Origin of the sequence: Pseudomonas sp. xss_4 (assembly GCF_043104125.1) — a bacterium.
GTDB classification, from domain to species: domain Bacteria; phylum Pseudomonadota; class Gammaproteobacteria; order Pseudomonadales; family Pseudomonadaceae; genus Aquipseudomonas; species Aquipseudomonas parafulva_B.
The window spans coordinates 1-22,372 of the sequence record NZ_JBICKJ010000073.1 but is presented as its reverse complement, the minus strand read 5'-3'; the positions used below and the strand labels follow the sequence as shown (position 1 = coordinate 22,372).

Below are 22,372 nucleotides of genomic sequence, written 5' to 3'. Positions count from 1 at the left end.
CCACCCTCCCTGATGTGTAATCAAAAGCCGGGCTCATTGATGCCCGGCTTTTCTTTTGGGTCATTGATAGGTGCGACTGGCCAATGACTGGATGGCACAGCGCCGATGAACGCGCGCTGTGCCTGGTCAGGCGGGGTCGGGGTACGTGTATTCGAATACGCGCGCGACCTCAGAGGCATGCCAGGACGCGGCCTCCATGCCATCGACAGGCCCTGTGAAGCGCCCCAGCCGCTCCACACACTCAAAGAAGCCGGTGCGCGGCAAACGGCTGGCACCCTGGCTGATCACCAGTGAACTGCGCAGGGGTTGTTCGGCACGCGCATCCAGCACCGCCAGGTACTCAAGCGCCGCGGTCAGGGTCTGCATGGCAGGGCTTGGCAGTTGCAGGCGTTCGATGAGCGCTCGGTAGGTCAGCAAATGACGTTGGCGTCGGGCCAGATCCAGCTCGCCCAGCAGGTTGTCCCAATGCTGGCGGCTGATCCTGACCTGACTCATGAAGCCTCGCTCCAGCCAGGCACACCCAGGTGCCAGGCCAGCGCACGGCGAATGGCGGCGTCGGGCTGCCGCTCACCCGATTCGATCATCGCCAGGTAGGCCGGGCTGACGCCCACATTGCGGGCCAGGTGCTCGGCGGCGATACCCTTGTCCCGGCGTATGGCCCCAACGTCGGCAAAGGCAGGCAGGGCGGCGTGCGAGTCGTTTTCTTGCACAGGTGCAGATGCCGGAGTATTCGCTGGGGCCTGCCCTGCCGCTTTGAGCAGCGCTTGGTAGTCTTCCCACGCTACGACGGCATACTCGGGTTGACCGTCCCGGCTGATGACCTGAATATCCATTGCAAAACCCCTTCGAGAGGATTACTGGAGGTAATCCATTGGCGTGTTTCATGTGCCAATTATATGACCAAGTTCAGGATCTTTGCAGTCGAGCCCTTCCAGGGGACCCCTGTGTCACTCACGCCTCAAGGGATTTCACGCTCCAGACGCAGGTCTTCGGGGGTAGCTGGAAGACGCTCTACCACCTGCAGCCGCTCTGGGGACTGGCTGTCTCGCCAGGCCTTGAAGCGCTCCAGTTCATCGGAAACGGTCTTGAGCACCCACCCCAGCACGGCGATGTCATCCAGAAAGCCTACGCCCAGCAACCAGTCAGGGATGGCATCGATGGGGCTTACGAAATACAGCAGGCCGGCAACGATCGTAATCAATGCCTTGCGGTTGATCGCCCGGTATTCGCCACGCCACCAGGCCAGACACAGGGCCTGCATCAACTTCACGTCTTCGCGCAGCTTGCCCAAGCGCGGCCCTTTGCGGGCCACGGCAAACAGCAGCGCTGGCAAGCGCCCACGACTGAGCAGGCGCTCGGCCAGGGGCAGGAAGCGCGCGAAATTCCAAGGTGCATTCATGGTGCCTCCAGACGGAAAAGGTTATCCACATTTATTGTGGATAACCTTGTGAACAGGGGGACGTTTTTGAGCCCGTTGGCCCATAAACAAGGCGCCGGACAAGATCGGGCATTTTTTACACAGCGGTTACAGCTCACTGCGCAGGTCCGCCCCAGGACCGTAATTTCAGACGCAGCTTACAATGGGTGCCTGTCCTTGTTCGGACAGTGTGTGCCGGGGCAGGTTCGAATGGGGTATGCCTGAACACGTAGGTACTGCAAGGCAGCCTCGCCACTGGTTCAGTACGGCTCTGAGTGTTATCAGGCACCCGTGCAGGAGGATTACGCTGTACCCGTGTAGGAACGGCCCTGCCGGGACGCCGAATCGGTGGCGTAGGATCTCTAGGATCTGGCTTCGCCACACAAACCATTGGGGCCGCAAAGCGGCCCCAATGGGATTGAGTGAGCCGAACTCTCCGTGAGGACGGCGCGCTCGTTTCAACCGAAATACCGCTTACTTAGCAGGTGCTTCAGCCGGTGCTTCAGCCGGTGCCTCGGCCTCAGGCTCACCGCCTTGCAGCTGCGCGGGGTCCTTGATCGCGATCAGTTCCAGGTCGAACACCAGAACCGAATTGGCCGGAATCAATGGGCTCGGGCTCTGGGCGCCGTACGCCAGGTCAGCAGGGATGAACAACTTGTACTTCTCGCCAACGTGCATCAATTGCAAGGCTTCGACCCAACCTGGGATCACGCCACTGACCGGCAGGTCGATCGGGCTGCCACGCTCGACGGAGCTGTCGAAGACCTTGCCGTCGATCAACTTGCCTTCATAGTGAACTGTCACTACGTCGGTTGGCTTGGGCTGCGGGCCATCGGCCTTCTTGATCACCTCGTATTGCAGGCCCGAGGCGGTGGTCACTACGCCTTGCTTCTTGCCATTTTCCTCAAGGAATTTCTTGCCCGCAGTGGCCGCCTCTTCGCTGGCCTTGGCCAGGCGCTCTTCGGCACGCTTTTGCAAGGCAGTGAAGGCTTCTACCAGCTCTTCGTCCTTCAGGCGCTGCTCTTTCTTGCCAACGGCATCCTCGATACCCAGCGCTACCGCCTTGGAATCAAGGTCATCCATGCCTTCTTGTGCCAGGCTCTTGCCCATGTTCAGGCCAATGCCGTAGGAAGCTTTCTGCGCAGGTGTCTTCAGTTCGGGGCTGCTGGCCTGCTGATCACAACCAGCCAGTACCAGGCCTACCAGGGCAACCGCAGCCGCCAAACGATGCTGTTTCATGCTAATTCCTTGTTCATGCGCCATAAGGGCAATCAGGGTAGAGGCCGCGAGCTTAGCAGGCGGCCCTCACCAATGGCTACCGGCATAGGAGCGGGTTTGAGTAAGTAAGTTCAGCAAGTGAATCGTTATTCATCAACCAGGTAACAGCCATGTTCCATGACCTGGAAGATTTCCCTTTCGTGCGCCTCGTGTCGTGTCGAAAACAGCAGGCAGCGACAGGGAAATCATCCACGATCAAGTGTCGCACCCGTGCTCGAAGGTGGCATGTGGATATGCCGTGGGTCTATGCTCTGAGGCATTCTAGCTGGAGTGATTGTTCGCGTTTATGTCCAAGGTCATCATCAAATCCCCCGCCGAGCTCGACCTGATGCGCCGCGCAGGCCAACTGCTTGCACAGGTGTTCGCCGAACTCGACAGGTTCATACGTCCAGGCGTCACCACCCTGCAGATCAATGACCACGCCGAAGACTTCATCGTCCAGACCTTGAGGGCCAGGCCGGCAAGCAAAGGCCAGTACGGCTTCCCCTTTGCGCTCAACACCTCGGTCGATCATGTCGTGTGCCATGGCATGCCTGACGCCCATGAAGTCCTTGAAGAAGGTTCGATCGTCAACGTCGACATCACGCTGGAGCAAGGCGGTTACATCGCTGACTCTTCGAAGATGTATGCCATTGGGCAGATCGATGATGAAGCCCGGCGCCTGGTCGACACCACCTACGCGGCGCTGTGGAAAGGCATCGAGCAAGTGCGACCCGGCGCGACCCTGGGTGACATTGGCCACGCCGTACAGGCTCATGCCGAGGCCGCAGGTTACAGCGTGGTCCGTGAGTATTGTGGCCATGGCATTGGCCAGCAGATGCATGAAGCGCCGGAGGTGCTGCATGTGGGTCAGCGCGGCATGGGCATGAAGCTCAAGCCAGGCATGGTGTTCACCATCGAGCCCATGATCAACCAGGGCGGGCGTGGCACCCGCACGCTCAAGGATGGCTGGAGCGTGGTGACCCGTGACGGCAGCCTGTCAGCACAATGGGAGCACACGGTGGCCGTGACAGACGAAGGTTTCGAGGTACTGACCCTGCGGGCCGAAGAGCGCCAAGGCCTGAATGGCCAGGCTGCGCGAGCCTGAACAGCGTCTACAGAGACTGAACTGCGGGCATAAAAAAAGCGACCCTAAGGTCGCTTTTCTTGTTGCTTCAGGGTGTTCAGTGGGCCCTTGAAGCTGAATATGGCGCAGCGGACGGGACTCGAACCCGCGACCCCCGGCGTGACAGGCCGGTATTCTAACCGACTGAACTACCGCTGCGCTATACATCGAGTGGTGGGTGATGACGGGATCGAACCGCCGACCCTCTGCTTGTAAGGCAGATGCTCTCCCGGCTGAGCTAATCACCCTTCGTCTCGGTGTGGGGCGCATTCTACGGACGGTCCTGCCCCCTGGCAAGCACTTTCTTTCACTTTATCTCGAAAAAAGTACAGATCTTTCAACAACCTAGCGCAGCGGCCCGATTTCGTTCGGTTTGTGCACTGCTGGCCCTCTGACAGGGTTGGCCTTCCGGGGCTGGTAGGAGAATAATGCCCGCCTTATGCATTAATGAGAGACTCCCCCGATGTGGTTCAAGAACCTGCTGACCTACCGCCTGACCCAGGACGTCCCCTTCGAGCCTGAAGCCCTGGAGGCTGCCCTGGCCAGCAAGCCAGCCCGTCCGTGCGCCAGCCAGGAGCTGACCACCTACGGTTTCGTCGCCCCGTTCGGCAAGGGCGAAGATGCGCCGCTGGTCCATGTCAGCGGTGATTACCTGCTGATCGCCGCCCGCAAGGAAGAACGTATTCTGCCCAGCAGCGTGGTCAATGACGCGGTCAAGGAAAAGGTCGAGGAGATCGAGACCGAACAGATGCGCAAGGTCTACAAGAAGGAGCGTGACCAGATCAAGGACGAGATCATTCAGGCCTTCCTGCCCCGCGCCTTCATTCGCCGCTCCATGATCTTTGCGGCCATTGCCCCGCGCCTTGGGGTGATTCTGGTCAACTCGGCCAGCGCCAAGCGCGCCGAAGACCTGCTGTCCACCCTGCGTGAAGTGATGGGCTCGCTGCCCGTGCGGCCGGCCACCGTCAAGATCGCCCCGGTGGCCACCATGACCGACTGGGTCAAGTCCCAGAAGGCCGCCGAAGGCTTCTATGTGCTGGACGAATGCGAGCTGCGCGACACGGCCGAAGATGGCGGCATCGTGCGCTGCAAGCGCCAGGACCTGACCGGCGAGGAAATCCAGCTGCACCTGAGCACCGGCAAGGTGGTGACCCAGCTCGCCCTGGCCTGGCAGGACAAGCTGTCGTTCGTACTGGACGACAAGATGGTCATCAAGCGCCTGAAATTCGAGGAACTGCTGCAGGAGCAGGCCGAGCAGGATGGCGGTGACGAGGCCGCGCAGCAGTTCGACGCCAGCTTCCAGCTGATGATGATGACATTTGCAGAGTTCCTGCCCGTGCTCTTCGAAGCCCTGGGCGGCGAAGAGATCCCGCAAGGGGTGTGAGCCCGCTGAGGGTTGGCAGTACCCATGATGCGTGAGGGCGGCACCGTTGCCGCACCTCATCCCCTGCCTGCAGCGCAAATGCCCGGGCATGCAGTCGAACTGGAGATCACCCCATGCGCGCCCTCGCCACCTTGAGTCGATTCGTCGGCAACACCTTTGCATTGTGGGTATTGATGTTCGCCGTGCTGGCCTTCCTGCAACCGCAATGGTTCATTGGGTTGAAGGTGGCCATCGTGCCCTTGCTGGGGCTGGTGATGTTCGGGATGGGCCTTACCCTCAAGCTCGACGACTTCGCTGCCCTCGCCCGCCAACCCTGGCGGGTCATGCTGGGGGTGGTCGCGCATTTCGTGATCATGCCGGGCATGGCCTGGCTGCTGTGCCAGCTGTTCCAGCTACCGCCGCAAATTGCCGTGGGCGTGGTCCTGGTCGGCTGCTGCCCGAGCGGCACGGCTTCGAACGTGATGGTGTGGCTGTCGCGCGGCGACCTGGCGCTGGCCGTGGCCATCGCGGGCGTCACCACGCTGCTGGCGCCACTGCTGACGCCTGCGCTGATCTGGTTCCTGGCCTCGGCCTGGCTTCCTGTGTCCTTCATGGACATGTTCTGGTCGATCCTGCAACTGGTCATGCTCCCGATCGTGCTCGGCGTGCTGGCCCAGCGCCTGCTGGGTGAGCGTGTGCAGGCTGCGGTTCAGATCCTGCCACTGGTGTCGGTGGTGAGCATCGTGCTGATCGTGTGCGCCGTGGTGGCCGCCAGCCAGGCGAAGATCGCCGAGTCGGGGCTCCTGATCATGGCGGTTGTCATCTTGCACAACAGCTTCGGTTATTTGCTGGGGTACATCACCGGCAAGCTGTGCAAACTGCCCTTGGCCCAGCGCAAGTCGCTGGCGCTGGAGGTGGGCATGCAGAACTCCGGGTTGGGGGCAGCTCTTGCCGCTGCACATTTTTCGCCCCTGGCCGCCGTGCCCAGCGCATTGTTCAGCGTTTGGCACAATATTTCCGGGGCGCTGCTTTCCACCTGGTTCCGACGTCTGGAGGACACCCCTTCCGACGGCGAGGACGCAAAACGCGTCAGACACTGACAGGCGATTGGCCTGCAGGCTTGCCCGCAAGACCCTAGATGTGCACCATGGGCCTACGGTGAGGACGACCTCACGACGCCCAGCGTGATCACCCAGGGGACGGCCCCATCACTTGCAACGATGGAGACGCATCATGTCCTGGATCATCCTGTTCTTCGCCGGCCTGTTCGAGGTCGGCTGGGCCGTTGGCCTCAAATATACTGACGGCTTCAGCAAGCCACTGCCCACCGCGCTCACGGTTGCCGCCATGGCCGTCAGCCTCGGTCTGTTGGGCCTGGCGATGAAAGAGCTGCCGCTGGGCACGGCCTATGCCATCTGGACCGGCGTCGGCGCCGTGGGCACCGTGATCGCCGGCATCATCCTGTTCGGTGAGTCCATGGCGCTGGTTCGACTGGTCAGCGTGGCGCTGATCGTGTGCGGCCTGGTTGGTCTCAAGGTCAGCGCCAGCTGATACCGGTCAGCTGGCCAGGCGCGCTCAGCGGTTGCCTGCGCGCAGGCCAATGACCTGCTCGCGCAGCCGCTCCGGTAGCGCCTCCTGTGCAGGGATGGCGCTGCCTGCCACGACAGTCACCCGGGACCACATTCTTCTGAAAAACCCTTTGGCCGGGTCGCGACTGAAGAAACTGCCCCATAGCCCTTGCAGTGCCAGGGGAATCACTGGCACGGGCGTCTGTTCAAGAATATGGCTCAGGCCGCCCTTGAACACGTCGATCTCACCGTCCCCTGTCAATTTGCCCTCGGGAAAGATGCACACAAGCTCGCCGTCAGCCAGGTAACGGGCAATGCGGGTGAAGGCGCGCTCGTATGTCGCCAGGTCCTCGCTACGCCCGGCAATGGGTATGGCGCCCGCGGTGCGAAACACGAAGTTCAACACGGGCAGGTTGTAGATCTTGTAGTACATGACGAAACGAATAGGACGGCGTATGGCGCCAGCGAGCAACAGGGCATCGACGAACGACACGTGGTTGCACACCAGCAATGCCGCGCCTTCATCGGGAATGTGCTGCAACCCCTGGTGCTTGACGCGGTACATCGAGTGACTGAGCAGCCAGATGAGAAACCGCATGGTGAATTCGGGCACGATGCTGAATATGTAGGCGTTGACGGCGATGTTCAGCAGCGAGACGACCAAAAACAGCTGGGGAATGTCCAGCCCAGCCACGCCCAGCAAAACCATGGTCAACAGGGCCGACACCACCATGAACAATGCATTGAGGATGTTGTTGGCAGCGATCACCCGCGCGCGCTCGTCCACGGCCGTGCGTGACTGAATCAACGCGTACAGCGGCACGATATAGAACCCGCCGAACACCCCGAGCCCGACGATGGACAGCAGAATCCACCAAGCTTGGTGCAGGCCCAGCAGGTCGAGCCAGTCATGGGCGCTGGCGGCGCTCGGCACATCCCCGGAATGCCACCACCACAGCAGGCCGAACACGGTCAGGCCGAAGGAGCCGAACGGCACCAGGCCGATTTCCACCTTGCGCCCGCTCAGGCGCTCACACAACAAGGAACCCAGGGCGATGCCCACCGAGAACAGCGTCAGCACCAAGGTGACCACGGTGCCATCGCCGTGCAGCCAGTCTTTGGCGTAGGCCGGGATCTGGGTCAGGTAAATAGCACCGACGAACCAGAACCAGGAGTTGCCGACGATCGAGCGCGATACCGCAGGCGGCTGGGCAAGGCCCATGCGCAGGATGGTCCACGACTGCCTGAAGATGTTCCAGTCCAGCTTCATGTGCGGTGAGGCAGCAGCGGCGCGGGGAATCCAGCGGCTGGCCAGGTAGCCCAGTACAGCAGTGCCCACTACGCCCCCGGCTACCACCGTGGCGTAGTTTTCGGCTGACATCATTACCCCGGCGCCGATGGTGCCGGCGAGGATGGCCAGGAAGGTGCCCGTCTCTACCAGCCCATTGCCGCCGACCAGCTCTTGCTCGCGCAGCGCCTGGGGCAGGATCGAGTACTTCACCGGCCCGAACAGCGCCGAATGGGTACCCATGCCGAACAAGGCCACCAGCATGAGGGCCAGGTGATTGGTCGCAAACCCCAGCGCGCCGACCGACATGATGCCGATCTCCGCCAGCTTGATCACCCGAATGAGCGCGTCCTTGGGAAACTTCTCCCCGAACTGCCCACCCAGCGCCGAGAAAAGAAAGAACGGCAGGATGAACAGCAAGGCACACAGATTGACCCAGATGGACCGGTCACCGTCCCCAAGGCTCAGCTTGAACAGGATGGCCAGGATCAGCGACTGCTTGAACAGGTTGTCGTTGAACGCACCGAGCGACTGGGTAATGAAAAAAGGCAGGAAGCGCCGTTTGCCGAGCAAGGTGAATTGCGAGGAATGACTCATCGTCCTTGGTCCTGGATTGAGGTTCAGCCGTGATGGCAGTCAGCGGATGACCAGGGTTAGGCCCGCGCCGACAGCGGTAGCCTGCCTCGGTACACGCAGGCAAGCAAGGACTGTGACGAGCAGGCAAGGCGCCCTTGGAGCCTCAGCGCCTCAACACCCCGTCGCCGGGCTGTTTGCCAAGGGCGCTGGTCGATGATGCCTTGCTTGGCTCAAGCGAAGCCAAACAGCGTTCTGGCCGTATCGACAAGCAGTGCCTGACGCAACTGAGCCGAGCACCCCAGTGCCTCGAATTGCTCAAGGGCCTGGCCAAAACTCATCGCTCTTTCATGCTGCGTATGCGGCCAGTCGCTGCCCCACATCAGGCGCTCGGCCCCATAATGCGCTTCCAGCGCGCCCAGCGCCTGGCGGGCGAACAGCACGTTCTGCTCGGGCGAGCCTTCCAGACGGTAGATACCGGAAACCTTCACCCAGACATTACCCTGCCCGCCCAGGGTCAGCAGCTCGGCGAAACCCGCTTGCCCCAGCCCGTTGCGCGCATCGGGCCTTCCCAGGTGGTCGATGACGATATCCAGCCCATACGGTTGCAGCGCCCGCACCAGGGTGGGAATGTCCGCCAGGTGTCGATGCAGCTCGACGTGCCAGCCCAGCTCGGCCATGCATTCGAAGCGATGGCGCCACTGCGGGGCCGCAAGGTCCGGTAGCGGTTGCCCCATGAGGTTCAGGCGCACGCCTCTGACCCCTAGCTGGTCCATCCGGATGAGGGTTTGGCGGGCAGCGTCCGGCTCAAGCATCACCACCCCCCGCAGGCGCCCCTGAGCGGCCTGCAGAGCGCCCAGCAGATAGCCATTGTCGGCACCCAGGAAACTGGGCTGTACTAGAACGCCATGACTGAAACCGTGCGCCTGCAACTGGCTGAGATAGTCAGCCAACGGCGCATCGTACGCGGGGGCATAACGGCGCTCGCGCGCCAGTGTCAGCCCTTGGCTGAACACGTGGGCATGGCTGTCGATGGCAATAACGGAGCAAGTAGGGTCGTGAGGCATGTCTTTGATCTATAGGTCAGGTTACTGGGCGGCCACACCGGGTGCTTGCGGGGCAGGTTCGAGGTTGCGGCCGCGTGTTTCTGGCAGGCACAGCGCGGCGATCACCGCCACGCCGTAGGCGATGCCGGCATCGATGCCGATGGCGGTACCCAGCGACATGGATTCGCTCATGTGTCCGACCAGGAATGGGAAGACAGCCGAGAGCACACGGCCGAAGTTGTAGCAGAAGCCCACCCCTGCTCCGCGCACGTCGGCAGGGTACAGCTCGTTGAAGAAGGCGCCGAGGCTTGCCGGAATACCGGCTGCGAAGAAGCCCAACGGGAAACCCAGGAACAGCATCTGGGTGTTGCTCAACGGGAAGAAGACATAGGCCTGAACCGTCAGCACGCAGCACAGCGCAAACAGCAGGATGTTGCGACGCCTGCCGATGCGATCGATCAGCAGCCCGCTGACGACACAGCCACACCAGAACGCGAAGATGATCACCGCCAGGTAGCCACCGGAATTGAGCACCGACAGGTTGCGTTCGGTCTTGAGGAAGGTCGGCAGCCAGGTCATCACCGCATGGTAGCCACCATGCGCCCCGAGGCCCAGCAAGCCGCCCAGCAGCGTGACACGCAGCAGTTCAGGGCGAAAGATCCCGGCCATCGAGGCGAAGAAGCCCTGGGGAATGGCGTTCTGTTTCTGCAGGCGTTGAAAGCTGTCCGGTTCTGGCACGTTGCGACGCACCCAGATGATCAGCAACGACGGCAACAGGCCAACGAAGAACATCACACGCCAGGCGAATTCCTGCGGCACCAGCGAATAGATCAAGGTGAACAACGCCACCGCCAGGCCCCAGCCTACCGCCCAGGCGCTTTGCACCGTGCCCATGACCTTGCCGCGGTACTTGGGGTTGATGGTCTCGGCCATCAGCACGGCCCCGGCCGCCCACTCCCCACCAATGCCAAAGCCTTGCATGGCCTTGACGAACAGCAGTGGATAGAACCCTGTCACGAAAGCCGAGAGGAACGTGAAGCAGGAGAACCACAGGATCATCCATTGCAACGTGCGCACACGGCCGTACCGATCCGACAGGGTTCCGCCAAGCCAACCGCCGATCGCGGAGGTCACCAGGGTCAGGCCGCTGATCAGGCCCGCATCGCCTTTGGACAGCGAGAAAGCCGCGATCAGCGCGGGAATGGCCAGGCCGAACATCTGCACTTCCAGCGCATCGAGCGACCAGCCCCCAAAACAGGCCCAGAAGGTCTTGCGTTCGCGCGATGTTATTTGGCGGTACCAGCTGAACATGATTTTTATCCTTTTAATGGTGAGGGGTACGCTGGGTTGCATGCAGCGCAGGCAACCGAGCAGGCGAAGCCACTGCGCCCGGGTGACGGGGCGCAGGCAGGTAAAAAAGTTGAAACGGCGCGGTCAGCGAATATCGATGCGGTAACGGAAGTGCTGCGCGTGCCCTCGCGACCGGCGCCACTCCAGGGGCTTACCGGCGTAGTCACGGGCGAGCCGCTCGATCACCACGATCGGGCTGCCAGCCGGTACCTGCAGAAGGCGCCCGTGTACTTGATCCACGGCCTCGGCAGTCAGGGTCTCTTCGGCAGCAGCGACCACTTGCCCACACACCTGTTCGTAGATCGGGTAAAGCAACGGGCCCTTGCTATCCAGATCGGTCTCCAGCAGCAACTTAAACGGCTGGCGGGGCAGCCAGATGTCCTCGGCCAGCACGGGCTGGGCGTCGAGCAGACGAAGGCGCTGCAAGTGGATCACATCGGCTGCGGGGGCCAGCCCCAAGGCCTGGGCCACGGCAGACGGGGCCGCCACGACGTTCATTCCCAGGATGCGACTCATCGGCACGACACGCTCGCCGTTGACCGCCTCGAAGCGGAAGAAGCGAAACAGCGAGGATTGGAACTGTGGACGGCGGATGAAGGTGCCTCGCCCCTGCTGGCGCTCAAGCACGCCTTCGGCCACCAGCGCATCGATGGCCTTGCGCACCGTGCCTACCGACAGGTCGAATTCGGTCGCCAGCGCAGCCTCGGTGGGAATCGCTTCACCGGGGTGCCAGCGATTGTTGGCAATCTGGGCTACCAGATGGTCGCGTAGCTGTTGGTAGCGTGGCAGTCGTGTGTCGCTGGCGAGTGGAAGCATGGGCGTGTTCCCGTCTTGTTATATAGACATCTATATGAATTTTTCGGGAGTATTTGCTTCGCGGCATCACCTGTCAATCCTTTATCGGTCAACTGGCCTCGCCCGAGCCTGCAATTGGGGGCGCCACGCTGCGACCACCTGCCACTGCGACCATCGTCTGCGCTGACGGCGCGCCACCTGTCGTGCCAGACTGGCTGACCGGGCCTCGTTATCCATTAAGCGTCGGAGTCACCATGTCGTTGTCCAGCGGGCTGATCGCCGCGGTCGCCCTGGCCTATATGGCCGTCATGTTCGCCATCGCCTTCTATGGCGACCGGCGCAGCACCCCATTGCCGCCCAAATTGCGTGCCTGGGTGTACAGCCTGTCGCTGGCGGTGTATTGCACCAGCTGGACGTTCTTCGGCGCGGTCGGACAAGCGGCCGAGCAGCTGTGGGCATTCCTGCCGATCTACCTGGGGCCGGTATTGCTCCTGGTCTTCGCACCCTGGGTGGTGCAGAAGATGGTGCTGATCAGCAAACAGCAGAACATCACTTCCATCGCCGACTTCATCGCCGCCCGCTACGGCAAGTCCCAGACGCTGGCCGTGGTGGTGGCCCTGATCTGCCTGGTGGGGGTGCTGCCCTACATCGCCTTGCAGCTCAAGGGCATCGTACTGGGCGTCAACCTGTTGATCGGCGCCAGTGCAGACGCCACCGGCACACGCGTACAGGACACAGCGCTAGTGGTGTCGCTGGTGCTGGCGCTGTTCGCCATCGTATTCGGCACGCGCAGCCTGGACGTCACCGAGCACCACCGGGGCATGGTGCTGGCGATCGCGTTCGAGTCGATGATCAAGCTGCTGGCGTTTCTGGCCGTGGGGATCTTCGTCGTCTTCAACCTCTACGATGGGTTCGATGACCTGTTCACCCAGGCGCGCCAGTCCATCGAACTGCACGATTACTGGACGGAGACCATCAACTGGCCGTCGATGGTGGTCCAGACGGCCGTTGCCATGATGGCCATCATCTGCCTGCCACGGCAGTTTCATGTGACCGTTGTGGAAAACATCGAGCCGCAGGACATGCGCCTGGCACGCTGGGTGTTCCCGATTTACCTGGCCCTGGCCGCCCTGTTCGTGGTGCCCATCGCCCTGGCGGGGCAGATGCTGCTGCCGGGTACGGTAATATCGGACTCATTCGTGATCAGCCTGCCCCTGGCCGAGGCACACCCCAGCCTGGCGCTGCTGGCATTCATCGGTGGCGCGTCAGCTGCTACCGGCATGGTCATCGTCGAAGCGGTAGCGCTGTCGACCATGGTGTCCAACGACATGCTGCTGCCCTGGTTGCTGCGTCGCAACAACGCCGAGCGACCATTCGAGGTGTTCCGGCACTGGATGCTTTCGGTTCGGCGGGTCACCATCGTGGTCATCCTGCTGCTGGCGTACGTCAGTTACCGCCTGCTGGGCTCCACGGCCAGCCTGGCGACCATCGGCCAGATCGCGTTTGCCGCCGTGACCCAATTGACGCCCGCCATGCTCGGGGCGCTGTACTGGAAGCAGGCCAACCGCCGGGGCGTGTTTGCAGGCCTGGCGGCGGGTATCTTCCTGTGGTTCTACACCCTGGTGCTGCCCATCGCCGCCCACAGCCTGGGCTGGTCGCTGCAGGTGTTTCCAGGGTTGGCGTGGTTGCATGGCAACCCGTTGAATCTGCCGATCAGCCCGCTGACCCAAGGCGTGGTGCTGTCGCTTGCCGGCAACTTCACCCTGTTTGCCTGGGTCTCGCTGCTGTCGCGTACCCGCGTGTCCGAGCATTGGCAAGCGGGCCGCTTCATTGGCCAGCAGACCAGCGCCCGCCCCAGCAGCAAGCCGCTGCTGGCGGTGCAGATCGACGACCTGCTGACCCTGGCGTCGCGTTTCGTGGGTGAGGAGCGCGCGCGGCAGAGCTTCATTCGGTTCGCCTATCGCCAGGGCAAGGGCTTCAACCCCAACCAGAACGCCGACGGTGACTGGATCGAACACACCGAGCGGTTGTTGGCCGGTGTCTTGGGCAGTTCGTCTACCCGTGCAGTAGTCAAGGCAGCCATCGAGGGCCGCGACATGCAGCTCGAAGACGTGGTGCGCATTGCCGATGAAGCGAGCGAGGTGCTGCAGTTCAACCGGGCGTTGCTGCAGGGCGCCATCGAGAACATTAACCAGGGCATCAGTGTGGTCGACCAGAACCTGCACCTGGTGGCCTGGAACCGGCGTTACCTTGAGCTGTTCAATTACCCGGACGGGCTGATCAGCGTGGGACGGCCCATTGCCGACATCATTCGCTATAACGCTGAGCGCGGCCTGTGCGGCCCAGGGGAAGCCCAGGTGCACGTGGCCCGGCGTCTGCACTGGATGCGCCAGGGCCGGGCTCACTCGTCCGAGCGGCTGTTCCCCAATGGGCGCGTGATCGAGTTGATCGGCAACCCGATGCCAGGTGGCGGTTTCGTCATGAGCTTTACCGACATCACGCCGTTTCGCGAAGCCGAGCAAGCGCTGCGCCACGCCAACGAGAGCCTTGAGCAACGCGTGGCAGAGCGCACCTACGAGCTGTCGCAACTGAACCAGGCGCTGACCGAAGCCAAGAGCCATGCCGAAGCGGTCAGCCAGTCCAAGACCCGCTTCCTGGCTGCGGTCAGCCACGACCTGATGCAGCCGCTCAACGCCGCCAGGCTGTTTTCTGCGGCCTTGTCGCAGCAAGCCGAAGGCATGACCGAAGAAGCCCGGCAACTGGTCCAGCACATGGACAGTTCACTGCGTTCGGCCGAGGAGCTGATCAGCGACCTGCTGGACATCTCGCGCCTGGAAAACGGCAAGATCACCCCCGACGCCAAGCCGTTTGCCCTGAACGAGCTGTTCGACACCCTTGGGGCGGAATTCAAGGTGTTGGCTGCCGAGAAAGGCCTGGCGTTTCGCCTGCGCGGTAGCCGCCTGCGGGTCAACAGTGACATCAAACTGCTGCGCCGTGTGCTGCAGAACTTCCTCACCAACGCCCTGCGCTATGGCAAGAGCCCGATCCTGCTGGGGGCTCGCCGCCAGGGCGAGCGCCTGTGGCTGGAAGTCTGGGACAGGGGGCCCGGCATCGCCGACGACAAGCTGCACGTGATCTTCCAGGAGTTCAAACGCCTGGACAGCCATCAGACCCGCGCCGAAAAAGGCCTGGGCCTGGGCCTGGCGATCGCTGACGGACTGTGCCGGGTCCTGGGCCACACACTGGAGGTACGTTCCTGGCCAGGCAAGGGGACAGTGTTCCGCGTAAGCGTACCGATCTCTCAACAACCAGCCCTCGTCACTTCGGCGGTAGAGCAGCGCAGCGAGCCGCTGGCCGGGCTGCAGGTGCTGTGCGTCGACAACGAAGACAGCATCCTGATTGGCATGAACAGCCTGCTCAGCCGCTGGGGCTGCCAGGTGTGGACCGCACGCAGCCGCAGCGAGTGCGAGGCGCTGCTGGCCGAGGGCATGCGTCCGCACCTGGCCTTGGTGGACTACCACCTGGATGAAGGCGACACCGGCACGCGCTTGATGGGCTGGCTACGCACTCGGTTGGGCGAACCGGTGCCTGGGGTGGTCATCAGCGCCGACGGCAGCAAGGAAACCGTCGCACTGGTGCATGCCGCAGGCCTGGACTATCTGCCCAAGCCGGTGAAGCCCGCTGCCTTGCGGGCCCTGCTCAACCGTCATCTGAGCCTGGTGCAGTAAGCGCCTGGTCGGGCGCTTCATCGGCGAAGGCGCGTTCGAGCAAGTCGGGCGCCAGGCTTTTGCTGGCCCGGGCGCCGAGCAGCTTGAGCTGCTCGCTGCGACTGACCAGGTTGCCGCGCCCTTCGCACAGTTTGTTACGGGCTGCCGCGTAGGCCTTGTCCACCTGTTGCAGGCGGCTGCCCAGTTCATCCAGGTCCTGGATAAACAGCACGAACTTGTCGTACAGCCACCCGGCACGTTCGGCGATTTCCCGGGCGTTCTGGCCTTGGCGTTCCTGCTTCCACAAACTGTCTATCACCCGCAACGTGGCCAGTAAGGTGGTGGGGCTGACGATGACGATTTGCCGGTCGAAGGCTTCCTGGAACAGGTTGGGCTCGGCCTGCAACGCCGCCGAGAACGCGGCCTCGATGGGCACGAACAGCAGCACGAAATCCAGGCTGTGCAGGCCTTCGAGACGGCTGTAGTCCTTGCTTGACAGGCCCTTGACGTGACTGCGCAGGGACTGGACGTGCTGCTTGAGCGCCGCCTCGTCGTTGCCTGACACGAACTGCTGGTAGGCCGTCAGGCTTACCTTGGCATCGACCACCACCTGTTTGTTGCCCGGCAACATGATCAGCACATCGGGCTGGAAGCGCTCACCGTCAGCGCTCTTGAGGCTGACCTGCGTCTGGTACTCCCTGCCCTTTTCGAGCCCTGCGTGTTCGAGCACGCGCTCCAGGATCAGCTCGCCCCAGTTACCCTGGGTTTTCTGCCCCTTGAGCGCCTGGGTGAGGTTGGTCGCTTCATCGGACAGGCGCAGGTTCAGTTGCTGCAGGCGCTCGAGCTCCTTGCCCAGCGAAAAGCGCTCGCGGGCTTCCTGCTGGTAGCTTTCCTCGACACGTTTTTCGAACGCCTGGATGCGCTCCTTCAATGGGTCGAGCAGTTGGCCAAGGTGCTGCTGGCTGGTCTGGGCAAAGCGCTGTTCGCGCTCATCGAAGATCTTGGTGGCCATGTCGGCAAACTGGGCACGCAGGGTATCGCGGGCCTCCTGCAGGTCCTCGAGACGCTGCTGGTGGCTTTCCTGCTGCTCTCGCAGCTCGGCTTCCAGGCGTGCGGCCTGAGACTCCAGGCGGCGCTGCTCTGCCTCGCGGGTAGCGCGCTCCAGGTTCCAGGCATGGGCGGCGTCGCGGGCATTGTCCCGCTCGATCTGCAGCAGCTCCAGCTCTCGGCCCTGGGCTGCAAGCTGCGTCTGCTTGAGGGTATTGGCTTCGCTGAGGTCACTGACTTCATCACGACTGGCATCGAGTTGCGCCTGCAAACCGGCCTGGGCCAGCTGCGCTGCGTTCAGACGCTCTTCAAGCAAGGCACGCTCGCCATGCCGTGCCGCATGCCGACGCTGCAGCTGCATGACCCACACCAGGCACGGCACCGCGCCCGCCACCAAGCCCAGCAGAATGCTGGCCAGATCCACTGTCATGCCTACCCCGGTCACTGTCTGGCAAATTCGCTGAAGCTTAACAGCCTGACCGGCAGGTTGCCCGCGGCGCTGTCACATGCAGGGGTAATCAGTGCCCGAACCACTGACGCAGCAAACGGCGGGCCTCCTGGGATCCCTTCCCGGCCGCCAACTCCAGCCAGCTGCGAGCCTGCTCGGGCGCAGACGCCCGGCACGCTCGGGCATACTCCACCTGGGCGCGACAATCGCCTGCGCGTGCGGCCTGACGGAGCAGGTCATGGCCGATACGCCGATCACGGGCGCTGCCGCAGTCGCGGCAAAGCATCTGTCCCAGGCGGCTTTGAGCCACCACCACACCCTCGCGCGCTGGGCGCTTGAGTAACCGCCCAGCCAGGTGCTTGACCTGTGGTTTGTCGCCCAAACGCGAACTGTCGAGTAGCCACAGGGCAACTTTGAGCGTGAACCGTCCAGGGCGCTGTGCAGACGAGGGCATGGGGCTGGCGAGTTGTTTGCTGCGAGACTTCATGAGCGGCAGGTCAGGCAAATCGAAAAGCGCGCCACTCTACCGGTTTTTGACGTGCCGGCCTAATGCCGAGGACTTTTTTTATAAAAATTTCATGTGATTGTTTCTTGACGTTTGCAAGACGATGGATGGTCATGCGAGCTGGTCTGATTTTTGGCAAGACCCGAGACAATTTGGCGCCAACCCCGCACTAGAGCAAGCGGCGACGACAATCCACAGTTCCTGTGGATAAGTCGGTGGACAACACCCTATTCCCCCCCGCCAAGCCCCGAATTACGGGGGCTGCTGTCAAACTGACGATTTTTTCACCAACAAAAAATAGTGTTTTTTTTCATTGACTTAACTGGCCAGTCAAGTCATTGGCGACCGGAGCGGAAGGTAGGACGCGTTTGATACAAATCATCCTTTCGGTGTGAACAAGCCCCAGCCGGGCATCCGTTCGTGTGTCAGGCAGGCGTTCTAGGCATCCTCTAAGCGTGCTCTACCCCCTTCCCACCGGCAAAATTAAGGGCCATACTGCTCGGCTACCCAAGCGCTTCCAGGGCTTGCCTTCATTGAAAGGTTCAGGTAGGATGCGCCTCGTTAGTACCAAGCTGAAAGTCAATTCTGGCCAACAATGTCCTTGCAGATTCGCTTTCCCAACAGCGCGCTGCTGAAACCAGGACCGGCCCTTTCGATGACTCGCCCGCAGCCGATATGCTGCCGCGACATCCATCACGAGACTAATTGATCAGGATCCCGCACGAAGGCCCAGAACCTTGGCCCCGTGTGCTGCCTGTCCTCTGAAGTACCTACCAGTCAGCCCAAGCGCCCACTTTTGATTGCGCTCCTTCTGGCTGCTTTGTTCCAGCAGGTTCTCTCGTCCCTTAATAAAGACGTCACTGGAACGTTTCTATGATGCACGGATCTACTCCCCGTGTTTAATGCAGGAACCTCCAATAATATGCAAACTCAACATCAAATCCAGGCTGCAATCGGTACCCTTTCCCAAGCGTTTTCGCCGCTGAAATGCTTGCTCGTTGCACCACGCAAGGGCAGCTTCAGCTTCACGCTGGTGGACGAACACGGTATCGCCTGCCACACCGAACGTCTGTACCACGAGCAGTACAGCCGCAGCGAACCGCTGCAGGCCGTTATCGCCCGTACCCGCCAGTCACTCACCGCGTGAGCGGTGAATGCTGCGGCATTCACCCGTCAGATACACCCCCTCCCCGCTTGCCTGTACAAATCCAGCGTAATTGCCTTCGGGTATATCGCTCGGGTTGTCAGGCAGCAATCGATTTAAAAACAGCCCTTTACATCATCCTTATCACACTACACTTCAACTCGAGCGGTGCACGCCGCTTCCGGCGGGCCTGACCGTTCATCCAGCTGCCAAGCGCCTGCGCCCGTCGGTCTCTTACTGCTCGGGGGCACCATGGGTATTGCGGCCAAAGAATTACGTCAGCATGTCATCAGGCCCACACTGATCTACCTTGACCGCCACTGCGTGAGCGCCGAAATGTTGTTGCTCGGCATTGCTGCCTGCCAGTCGGCACTGGGGTCGGCGCTGCACGGTCGACGTGGGCATGGTCTGTTTCGCATAGATGACCAGCGTCATCGGACGCTTTGGGACGATTACCTGGCACGCGATCCCGACTTGGCCAGCCGTGTACGCGGCCTGGCCAGCCAGCATGCCTTCCTGGGCGGACCCGACCTGGAACTTACCGTGAACCTGCGCTACGCCACCGCCATTGCCTGGCTACTTGTCGAAGCTCAGGCTGTGACCTTGCCTGCAGTGGACGACCGGATAGGCCAGGCGCGCATCTGGCGTCAGATTTTCAACCCCCAGGGTCGCTTGCGAGACTTCACAGAAGCCTGGCAAGCCTGCGTGGATCAGAAACTGCCAGTGGCTTCTTGAGACGGTTCTTACAGACTCAACTGAGAAAGGGAATTTTAGTCGGATTGTCCTACAAAACCGCTCTATCTCCTGCGATTGCGCCTATAGCGCGGCGCGTGATTTGTTGGTAGCTTTTCGCCTCGGAGATCCCAAGGAGTTCTAATAATGAAAAAAGTAATGCTCAAAACCTCCCTTGGCGTTGCTGTTGCGCTCGCTTCGAGCCAACTGTTCGCCAGCGGCTTCGCGTTGAACGAACAAAGCGTCAGCAGCATGGGGACAGGTTTCGCGGGACGTTCCTCTTCTGCCGAGGATGCCAGCACCGTATACGGCAACCCGGCCGGCATGTCCCGCCTCAAGCGCCAGCAGGTCACCGTCGGTGGCGCAGCGGTCATCGCCAAAACCGATATCTCGGGGCCTGGCAGCAACCTTGGGGGGGAAACTGACGGTGACATGGTACCGGTGGTCGGCGTACCCATGGGTTACTACGTCAAGCCCATCGACGATCACTGGACCGTCGGCTTCGGTGTCTACGTGCCATTCGGTCTGGTCACCGACTACGGCAGTGACGACGCGGCGCGTTATTGGGGCAAGAAAAGCCACGTGGAAGTGGTGACATTCCAGCCTACCGTCAGCTACGCCTTCAATGACAAGGTGTCGATCGGCTTCGGCCCGACCTTCAACCGGATCAAGGGCGAACTGGGTTCCAACCTGATCAACCCGGCCACTCCCGGGCGCAACGACGGTGAAGTCAAGATCAAAGGCGACGACACGGCGGTCGGCTACAACATCGGCCTGATGGTGCAAGCCACCGACCGCACGCGCATCGGCCTGACCTATCACTCCATGGTCGATTACAAGCTCGAGGGCAAGACCAAGGTCAATACTCTGCAGGGTGCCAACAAGTTCGATGCCTCGCTCAAGATCAAGACGCCGGAGTCGGTGGACCTGTCAGTCACTCACGAACTCGACGACCAGTGGACGCTGTACGCCGGCAGCACTTGGACGCGCTGGAGCCGCCTGAAGGACATCACTGTGCAGAACGATGTACCGAACTCCTCTATCTTCAAGACCATTTCGGAAGAACAGAACTGGCATGACACCTGGGCCCACGCCGTGGGTGCGTCGTACAAGGTCAACAAGGAGTGGGTGCTGCGCACCGGCTTCACCGTCGACCAGTCGCCGACCAACAACCAGGACCGCTCGCCGCGCATCCCCACAGGCGATCGCAAGATCTTCAGCCTGGGCGCCGGCTGGAGCCCGAGCGAGGACATGACCATCGACGTGGCGTATTCCTACCTGTGGGAAGAAGACACCAAGGTCAATCAGGTCAGCGCCACCAAGGGCGCCTACCGTGCCAAGTACGAGAACAGCGCGCACGGTGTAGGGGCATCCCTCACTTACCGCTTCTGATCGTTCCCGCTACTGGAAAACCGCCCTCGTGGCGGTTTTTTCATGTGGGCACTTGCCAATCTTCGCCAAGACGGTCGCGCAGGTAATGCATGAAGGCGTTTACCTTGCTCGTGAGTGCGAAGCGATCGGCCACGCATAGATAAACGTCCATGGGTTCTGTCTGCGCGTACGCCTGTCCGTCAGGGCTGTATTCGAACAGCGGCACCAGGGCACCGCAAGCCAGGTGCGGACGTGCAATGAACGCTGCCAGGCGAGTGATGCCGCCGTCATGCACCGCCATCTGCGTGAGCGCATCGATGTCGTCGCAGATGAGCACGTCGCCGAATTCGGGCTCCAGGCGCTGCCCATCACGCATGAACCCCCAACGCAACAGACGGCCATCGACCGGGTAGCGAAACACCAGACAACGGTGGTTGCGCAGGGCCTCTGGCGTTTGCGGTACACCGGCACTGGCCAGATACCCTGGCGCTGCACAGCAGACGAAAGGAATGCGGGCGATGTGCTTGGCGACCAGGTGCTCGTCCAGCTGGGGCGTGATGCGCAGGCTGACATCGATACCTTCACGTGCGTGGTCAACCTTTCTGTCGCTCATGACCAGCTCGATCGAGATACGCGGGTACAGCTCGCTGAACGCAGGTATCAGTGGCGCCAGGACGTGACGACCGAACGCGGAGGTCGAAGCGATGCACAGCCGACCTTGGGCTCGGTTTCAGGCGTCATCACCGCTTGCTCAGCGCGCGCCAGGTCACGCTCTATCAGCCTGACATGCTTGTAGTACTGGGTGCCGGCGGGAGTCAGGGTCATGCGCCGCGTTGTGCGGGTCAGCAGGCGGACCTGCAGGTGTCCTTCAAGACGCGCCAGGTTCTGGCTCACGGCGGCTGGGCTGATGCCCAGGCTGCGGGCGCCCGCAGCAATACTTTCCGCTTCGACGACCTTGATGAAGCTGCGGATGGCGTTGAGCAGGTCCATGCTATGCCCTTGGGATTCGTAAGTTTTGCTTTATAAAGGACTAAGGCGCAGCGGTCTACTGGGGGAGCGCCGTGGGTTGATAGGGTAACGCCTCAATCGGACTCCAGGAGGTCGCATGACTGATGCCACTCAAAGCCGTCGCTGCAGGTTGCATGTGAATGCCACGCCGTATGTGTTTGCCTTTTACATGTCGGCCATCATGGCGTTGCTGATGTGTTTCGTGATTACGGCAGCTAACGCCGGAATTGATCAGGATTATATAAGCAACGTGCTGAAAGCCTATCGATTGGCAATGCCGGTAGCCTTTGTTTGCGTGTTGATTGTAAGACCGATTGTGGGAAGGCTGGTTGCGATGACCGTGTATGCGGGTTGAATCGTGATGCAGCTGCCATTGTGGATAGATAGATAGATAGATAGATAGATCATCAACAATTACTACCCAGGGCACTCTAGCCAATAAACCCCCGCAATAACTAACGCCAATTGCTCTTGCTCTTGCTCTTGCTCTTGCTCTTGATCTTGATCTTGATCTTGATCTTGATCTTGCTTTGGCTTTGGCTTTGGCTTTTGATCTTGCTTTTGATCTTCGCGACTTCAGAAGGCCGAACGCAGGTCTTGCGGAGGGAGGTGACGGGCATGGATGCC

At 61.5% G+C, this 22,372-nt stretch carries 19 protein-coding genes, 2 tRNA genes and 1 pseudogene; 9 read left to right on the top strand and 13 right to left on the bottom strand.

What is annotated here, in order from left to right:
- Positions 1-126: 126 nt before the first annotated feature.
- The 4 genes from ACF8GB_RS16325 to ACF8GB_RS16310 all read right to left on the bottom strand — a co-directional run bounded on the left by ACF8GB_RS16325 (position 127) and on the right by ACF8GB_RS16310 (position 2,656).
- Complete coding sequence (locus tag ACF8GB_RS16325; RefSeq protein WP_027915781.1) at positions 127-495, bottom strand: hypothetical protein; 369 nt, start codon at positions 493-495, stop codon at positions 127-129.
- Entirely contained in the window at positions 492-833 is a 342-nt protein-coding gene (locus ACF8GB_RS16320) for a helix-turn-helix domain-containing protein (RefSeq protein ID WP_058638029.1), read from the bottom strand. The genes ACF8GB_RS16325 and ACF8GB_RS16320 overlap by 4 nt, the downstream gene beginning before the upstream one ends.
- A 125-nt stretch (positions 834-958) precedes the next feature.
- On the bottom strand, positions 959-1,399 hold the full coding sequence (locus tag ACF8GB_RS16315) for a YkvA family protein (protein ID WP_058604173.1): 441 nt from the start codon (positions 1,397-1,399) through the stop codon (positions 959-961).
- Positions 1,400-1,891: 492 nt separating this feature from the next.
- Positions 1,892-2,656 carry an FKBP-type peptidyl-prolyl cis-trans isomerase gene (locus tag ACF8GB_RS16310; protein WP_058604172.1) on the bottom strand — a complete coding sequence of 255 codons (765 nt, stop codon included), beginning with the start codon at positions 2,654-2,656 and terminating at the stop codon, positions 1,892-1,894.
- A 325-nt stretch (positions 2,657-2,981) separates the two neighbouring features.
- On the opposite strand from ACF8GB_RS16310, the gene map reads away from it, so the two are divergent.
- On the top strand, positions 2,982-3,782 hold the full coding sequence (gene map, locus ACF8GB_RS16305; protein WP_197844498.1) for a type I methionyl aminopeptidase: 801 nt from the start codon (positions 2,982-2,984) through the stop codon (positions 3,780-3,782).
- Between the two features lie 100 nt (positions 3,783-3,882).
- On the opposite strand, the gene ACF8GB_RS16300 is transcribed toward map, so the two are convergent.
- Together ACF8GB_RS16300 and ACF8GB_RS16295 are read right to left on the bottom strand one after the other, a co-directional pair.
- Positions 3,883-3,959: transfer RNA gene (locus ACF8GB_RS16300), tRNA-Asp, on the bottom strand.
- Positions 3,960-3,972: 13 nt separating this feature from the next.
- A tRNA-Val gene (locus tag ACF8GB_RS16295) sits at positions 3,973-4,048 on the bottom strand.
- A gap of 215 nt (positions 4,049-4,263) precedes the next feature.
- Here ACF8GB_RS16295 and rdgC point away from each other — a divergent pair.
- The 3 genes from rdgC (at position 4,264) to sugE (ending at position 6,714) form a co-directional block, all read left to right on the top strand.
- The gene (gene rdgC, locus ACF8GB_RS16290) at positions 4,264-5,184 is read left to right on the top strand and encodes a recombination-associated protein RdgC (protein ID WP_023533890.1); all 921 of its coding nucleotides are present in this window, start codon (positions 4,264-4,266) and stop codon (positions 5,182-5,184) included.
- Between the two features lie 113 nt (positions 5,185-5,297).
- Positions 5,298-6,263 carry a bile acid:sodium symporter family protein gene (locus tag ACF8GB_RS16285; RefSeq protein ID WP_392527328.1) on the top strand — a complete coding sequence of 322 codons (966 nt, stop codon included), beginning with the start codon at positions 5,298-5,300 and terminating at the stop codon, positions 6,261-6,263.
- A 133-nt stretch (positions 6,264-6,396) separates the two neighbouring features.
- On the top strand, positions 6,397-6,714 hold the full coding sequence (gene sugE / locus ACF8GB_RS16280; protein WP_058604169.1) for a quaternary ammonium compound efflux SMR transporter SugE: 318 nt from the start codon (positions 6,397-6,399) through the stop codon (positions 6,712-6,714).
- 24 nt (positions 6,715-6,738) lie between these two features.
- Here the strand turns inward: sugE and ACF8GB_RS16275 are convergent, their stop codons facing one another.
- From ACF8GB_RS16275 to ACF8GB_RS16260, 4 genes are all read right to left on the bottom strand, one after another.
- Positions 6,739-8,616 carry an MFS transporter gene (locus tag ACF8GB_RS16275; protein ID WP_078478960.1) on the bottom strand — a complete coding sequence of 626 codons (1,878 nt, stop codon included), beginning with the start codon at positions 8,614-8,616 and terminating at the stop codon, positions 6,739-6,741.
- Positions 8,617-8,825: 209 nt separating this feature from the next.
- Positions 8,826-9,659 (bottom strand): amidohydrolase, encoded by an 834-nt coding sequence (locus ACF8GB_RS16270; protein WP_058638025.1) that lies wholly within the window; start codon positions 9,657-9,659, stop codon positions 8,826-8,828.
- A 21-nt stretch (positions 9,660-9,680) separates the two neighbouring features.
- Positions 9,681-10,949, bottom strand: coding sequence for an MFS transporter (locus tag ACF8GB_RS16265; RefSeq protein ID WP_027915771.1), 1,269 nt, complete (start codon positions 10,947-10,949; stop codon positions 9,681-9,683).
- A 123-nt stretch (positions 10,950-11,072) separates the two neighbouring features.
- Positions 11,073-11,804 carry a GntR family transcriptional regulator gene (locus ACF8GB_RS16260; RefSeq protein WP_058604165.1) on the bottom strand — a complete coding sequence of 244 codons (732 nt, stop codon included), beginning with the start codon at positions 11,802-11,804 and terminating at the stop codon, positions 11,073-11,075.
- 233 nt (positions 11,805-12,037) lie between these two features.
- On the opposite strand from ACF8GB_RS16260, the gene ACF8GB_RS16255 reads away from it, so the two are divergent.
- Positions 12,038-15,511, top strand: a complete 3,474-nt coding sequence (locus ACF8GB_RS16255) for a PAS domain-containing hybrid sensor histidine kinase/response regulator (RefSeq protein ID WP_196186578.1) — start codon at positions 12,038-12,040, stop codon at positions 15,509-15,511.
- On the opposite strand, the gene rmuC is transcribed toward ACF8GB_RS16255, so the two are convergent.
- Entirely contained in the window at positions 15,483-16,853 is a 1,371-nt protein-coding gene (gene rmuC, locus ACF8GB_RS16250; protein WP_178091301.1) for a DNA recombination protein RmuC, read from the bottom strand. The two genes, ACF8GB_RS16255 and rmuC, sit on opposite strands and share 29 nt — an antisense overlap.
- Before the next feature lie 202 nt (positions 16,854-17,055).
- Entirely contained in the window at positions 17,056-17,472 is a 417-nt protein-coding gene (locus ACF8GB_RS16245) for a sel1 repeat family protein (RefSeq protein ID WP_058638021.1), read from the bottom strand.
- 940 nt (positions 17,473-18,412) lie between these two features.
- Here ACF8GB_RS16245 and ACF8GB_RS16240 point away from each other — a divergent pair.
- From ACF8GB_RS16240 to ACF8GB_RS16230, 3 genes are all read left to right on the top strand, one after another.
- Entirely contained in the window at positions 18,413-18,637 is a 225-nt protein-coding gene (locus tag ACF8GB_RS16240) for a hypothetical protein (protein ID WP_027915766.1), read from the top strand.
- A 249-nt stretch (positions 18,638-18,886) separates the two neighbouring features.
- A complete protein-coding gene (locus tag ACF8GB_RS16235; protein ID WP_058638020.1) occupies positions 18,887-19,369 on the top strand; it encodes a hypothetical protein in 483 nt (160 codons plus the stop codon).
- A 144-nt stretch (positions 19,370-19,513) separates the two neighbouring features.
- The gene (locus tag ACF8GB_RS16230) at positions 19,514-20,758 is read left to right on the top strand and encodes an OmpP1/FadL family transporter (RefSeq protein WP_196136811.1); all 1,245 of its coding nucleotides are present in this window, start codon (positions 19,514-19,516) and stop codon (positions 20,756-20,758) included.
- Positions 20,759-20,798: 40 nt separating this feature from the next.
- Here the strand turns inward: ACF8GB_RS16230 and ACF8GB_RS16225 are convergent.
- Positions 20,799-21,727: pseudogene (locus ACF8GB_RS16225) on the bottom strand (LysR substrate-binding domain-containing protein).
- 115 nt (positions 21,728-21,842) lie between these two features.
- Between ACF8GB_RS16225 and ACF8GB_RS16220 the strand changes: the two are divergent.
- A complete protein-coding gene (locus ACF8GB_RS16220) occupies positions 21,843-22,100 on the top strand; it encodes a DUF2798 domain-containing protein (protein ID WP_196127286.1) in 258 nt (85 codons plus the stop codon).
- The last annotated feature ends 272 nt before the right edge of the window (positions 22,101-22,372 follow it).

Coding starts and splice junctions, on each gene's coding strand:
- ACF8GB_RS16325 (WP_027915781.1), bottom strand. CDS start 495: ATGAGTCAGGTCAGGATCAGCCGCCAGCATTGGGACAACCTGCTGGGC.
- ACF8GB_RS16320 (WP_058638029.1), bottom strand. CDS start 833: ATGGATATTCAGGTCATCAGCCGGGACGGTCAACCCGAGTATGCCGTC.
- ACF8GB_RS16315 (WP_058604173.1), bottom strand. CDS start 1,399: ATGAATGCACCTTGGAATTTCGCGCGCTTCCTGCCCCTGGCCGAGCGC.
- ACF8GB_RS16310 (WP_058604172.1), bottom strand. CDS start 2,656: ATGAAACAGCATCGTTTGGCGGCTGCGGTTGCCCTGGTAGGCCTGGTA.
- map (WP_197844498.1), top strand. CDS start 2,982: ATGTCCAAGGTCATCATCAAATCCCCCGCCGAGCTCGACCTGATGCGC.
- rdgC (WP_023533890.1), top strand. CDS start 4,264: ATGTGGTTCAAGAACCTGCTGACCTACCGCCTGACCCAGGACGTCCCC.
- ACF8GB_RS16285 (WP_392527328.1), top strand. CDS start 5,298: ATGCGCGCCCTCGCCACCTTGAGTCGATTCGTCGGCAACACCTTTGCA.
- sugE (WP_058604169.1), top strand. CDS start 6,397: ATGTCCTGGATCATCCTGTTCTTCGCCGGCCTGTTCGAGGTCGGCTGG.
- ACF8GB_RS16275 (WP_078478960.1), bottom strand. CDS start 8,616: ATGAGTCATTCCTCGCAATTCACCTTGCTCGGCAAACGGCGCTTCCTG.
- ACF8GB_RS16270 (WP_058638025.1), bottom strand. CDS start 9,659: ATGCCTCACGACCCTACTTGCTCCGTTATTGCCATCGACAGCCATGCC.
- ACF8GB_RS16265 (WP_027915771.1), bottom strand. CDS start 10,949: ATGTTCAGCTGGTACCGCCAAATAACATCGCGCGAACGCAAGACCTTC.
- ACF8GB_RS16260 (WP_058604165.1), bottom strand. CDS start 11,804: ATGCTTCCACTCGCCAGCGACACACGACTGCCACGCTACCAACAGCTA.
- ACF8GB_RS16255 (WP_196186578.1), top strand. CDS start 12,038: ATGTCGTTGTCCAGCGGGCTGATCGCCGCGGTCGCCCTGGCCTATATG.
- ACF8GB_RS16245 (WP_058638021.1), bottom strand. CDS start 17,472: ATGAAGTCTCGCAGCAAACAACTCGCCAGCCCCATGCCCTCGTCTGCA.
- ACF8GB_RS16240 (WP_027915766.1), top strand. CDS start 18,413: ATGCAAACTCAACATCAAATCCAGGCTGCAATCGGTACCCTTTCCCAA.
- ACF8GB_RS16235 (WP_058638020.1), top strand. CDS start 18,887: ATGGGTATTGCGGCCAAAGAATTACGTCAGCATGTCATCAGGCCCACA.
- ACF8GB_RS16230 (WP_196136811.1), top strand. CDS start 19,514: ATGAAAAAAGTAATGCTCAAAACCTCCCTTGGCGTTGCTGTTGCGCTC.
- ACF8GB_RS16220 (WP_196127286.1), top strand. CDS start 21,843: ATGACTGATGCCACTCAAAGCCGTCGCTGCAGGTTGCATGTGAATGCC.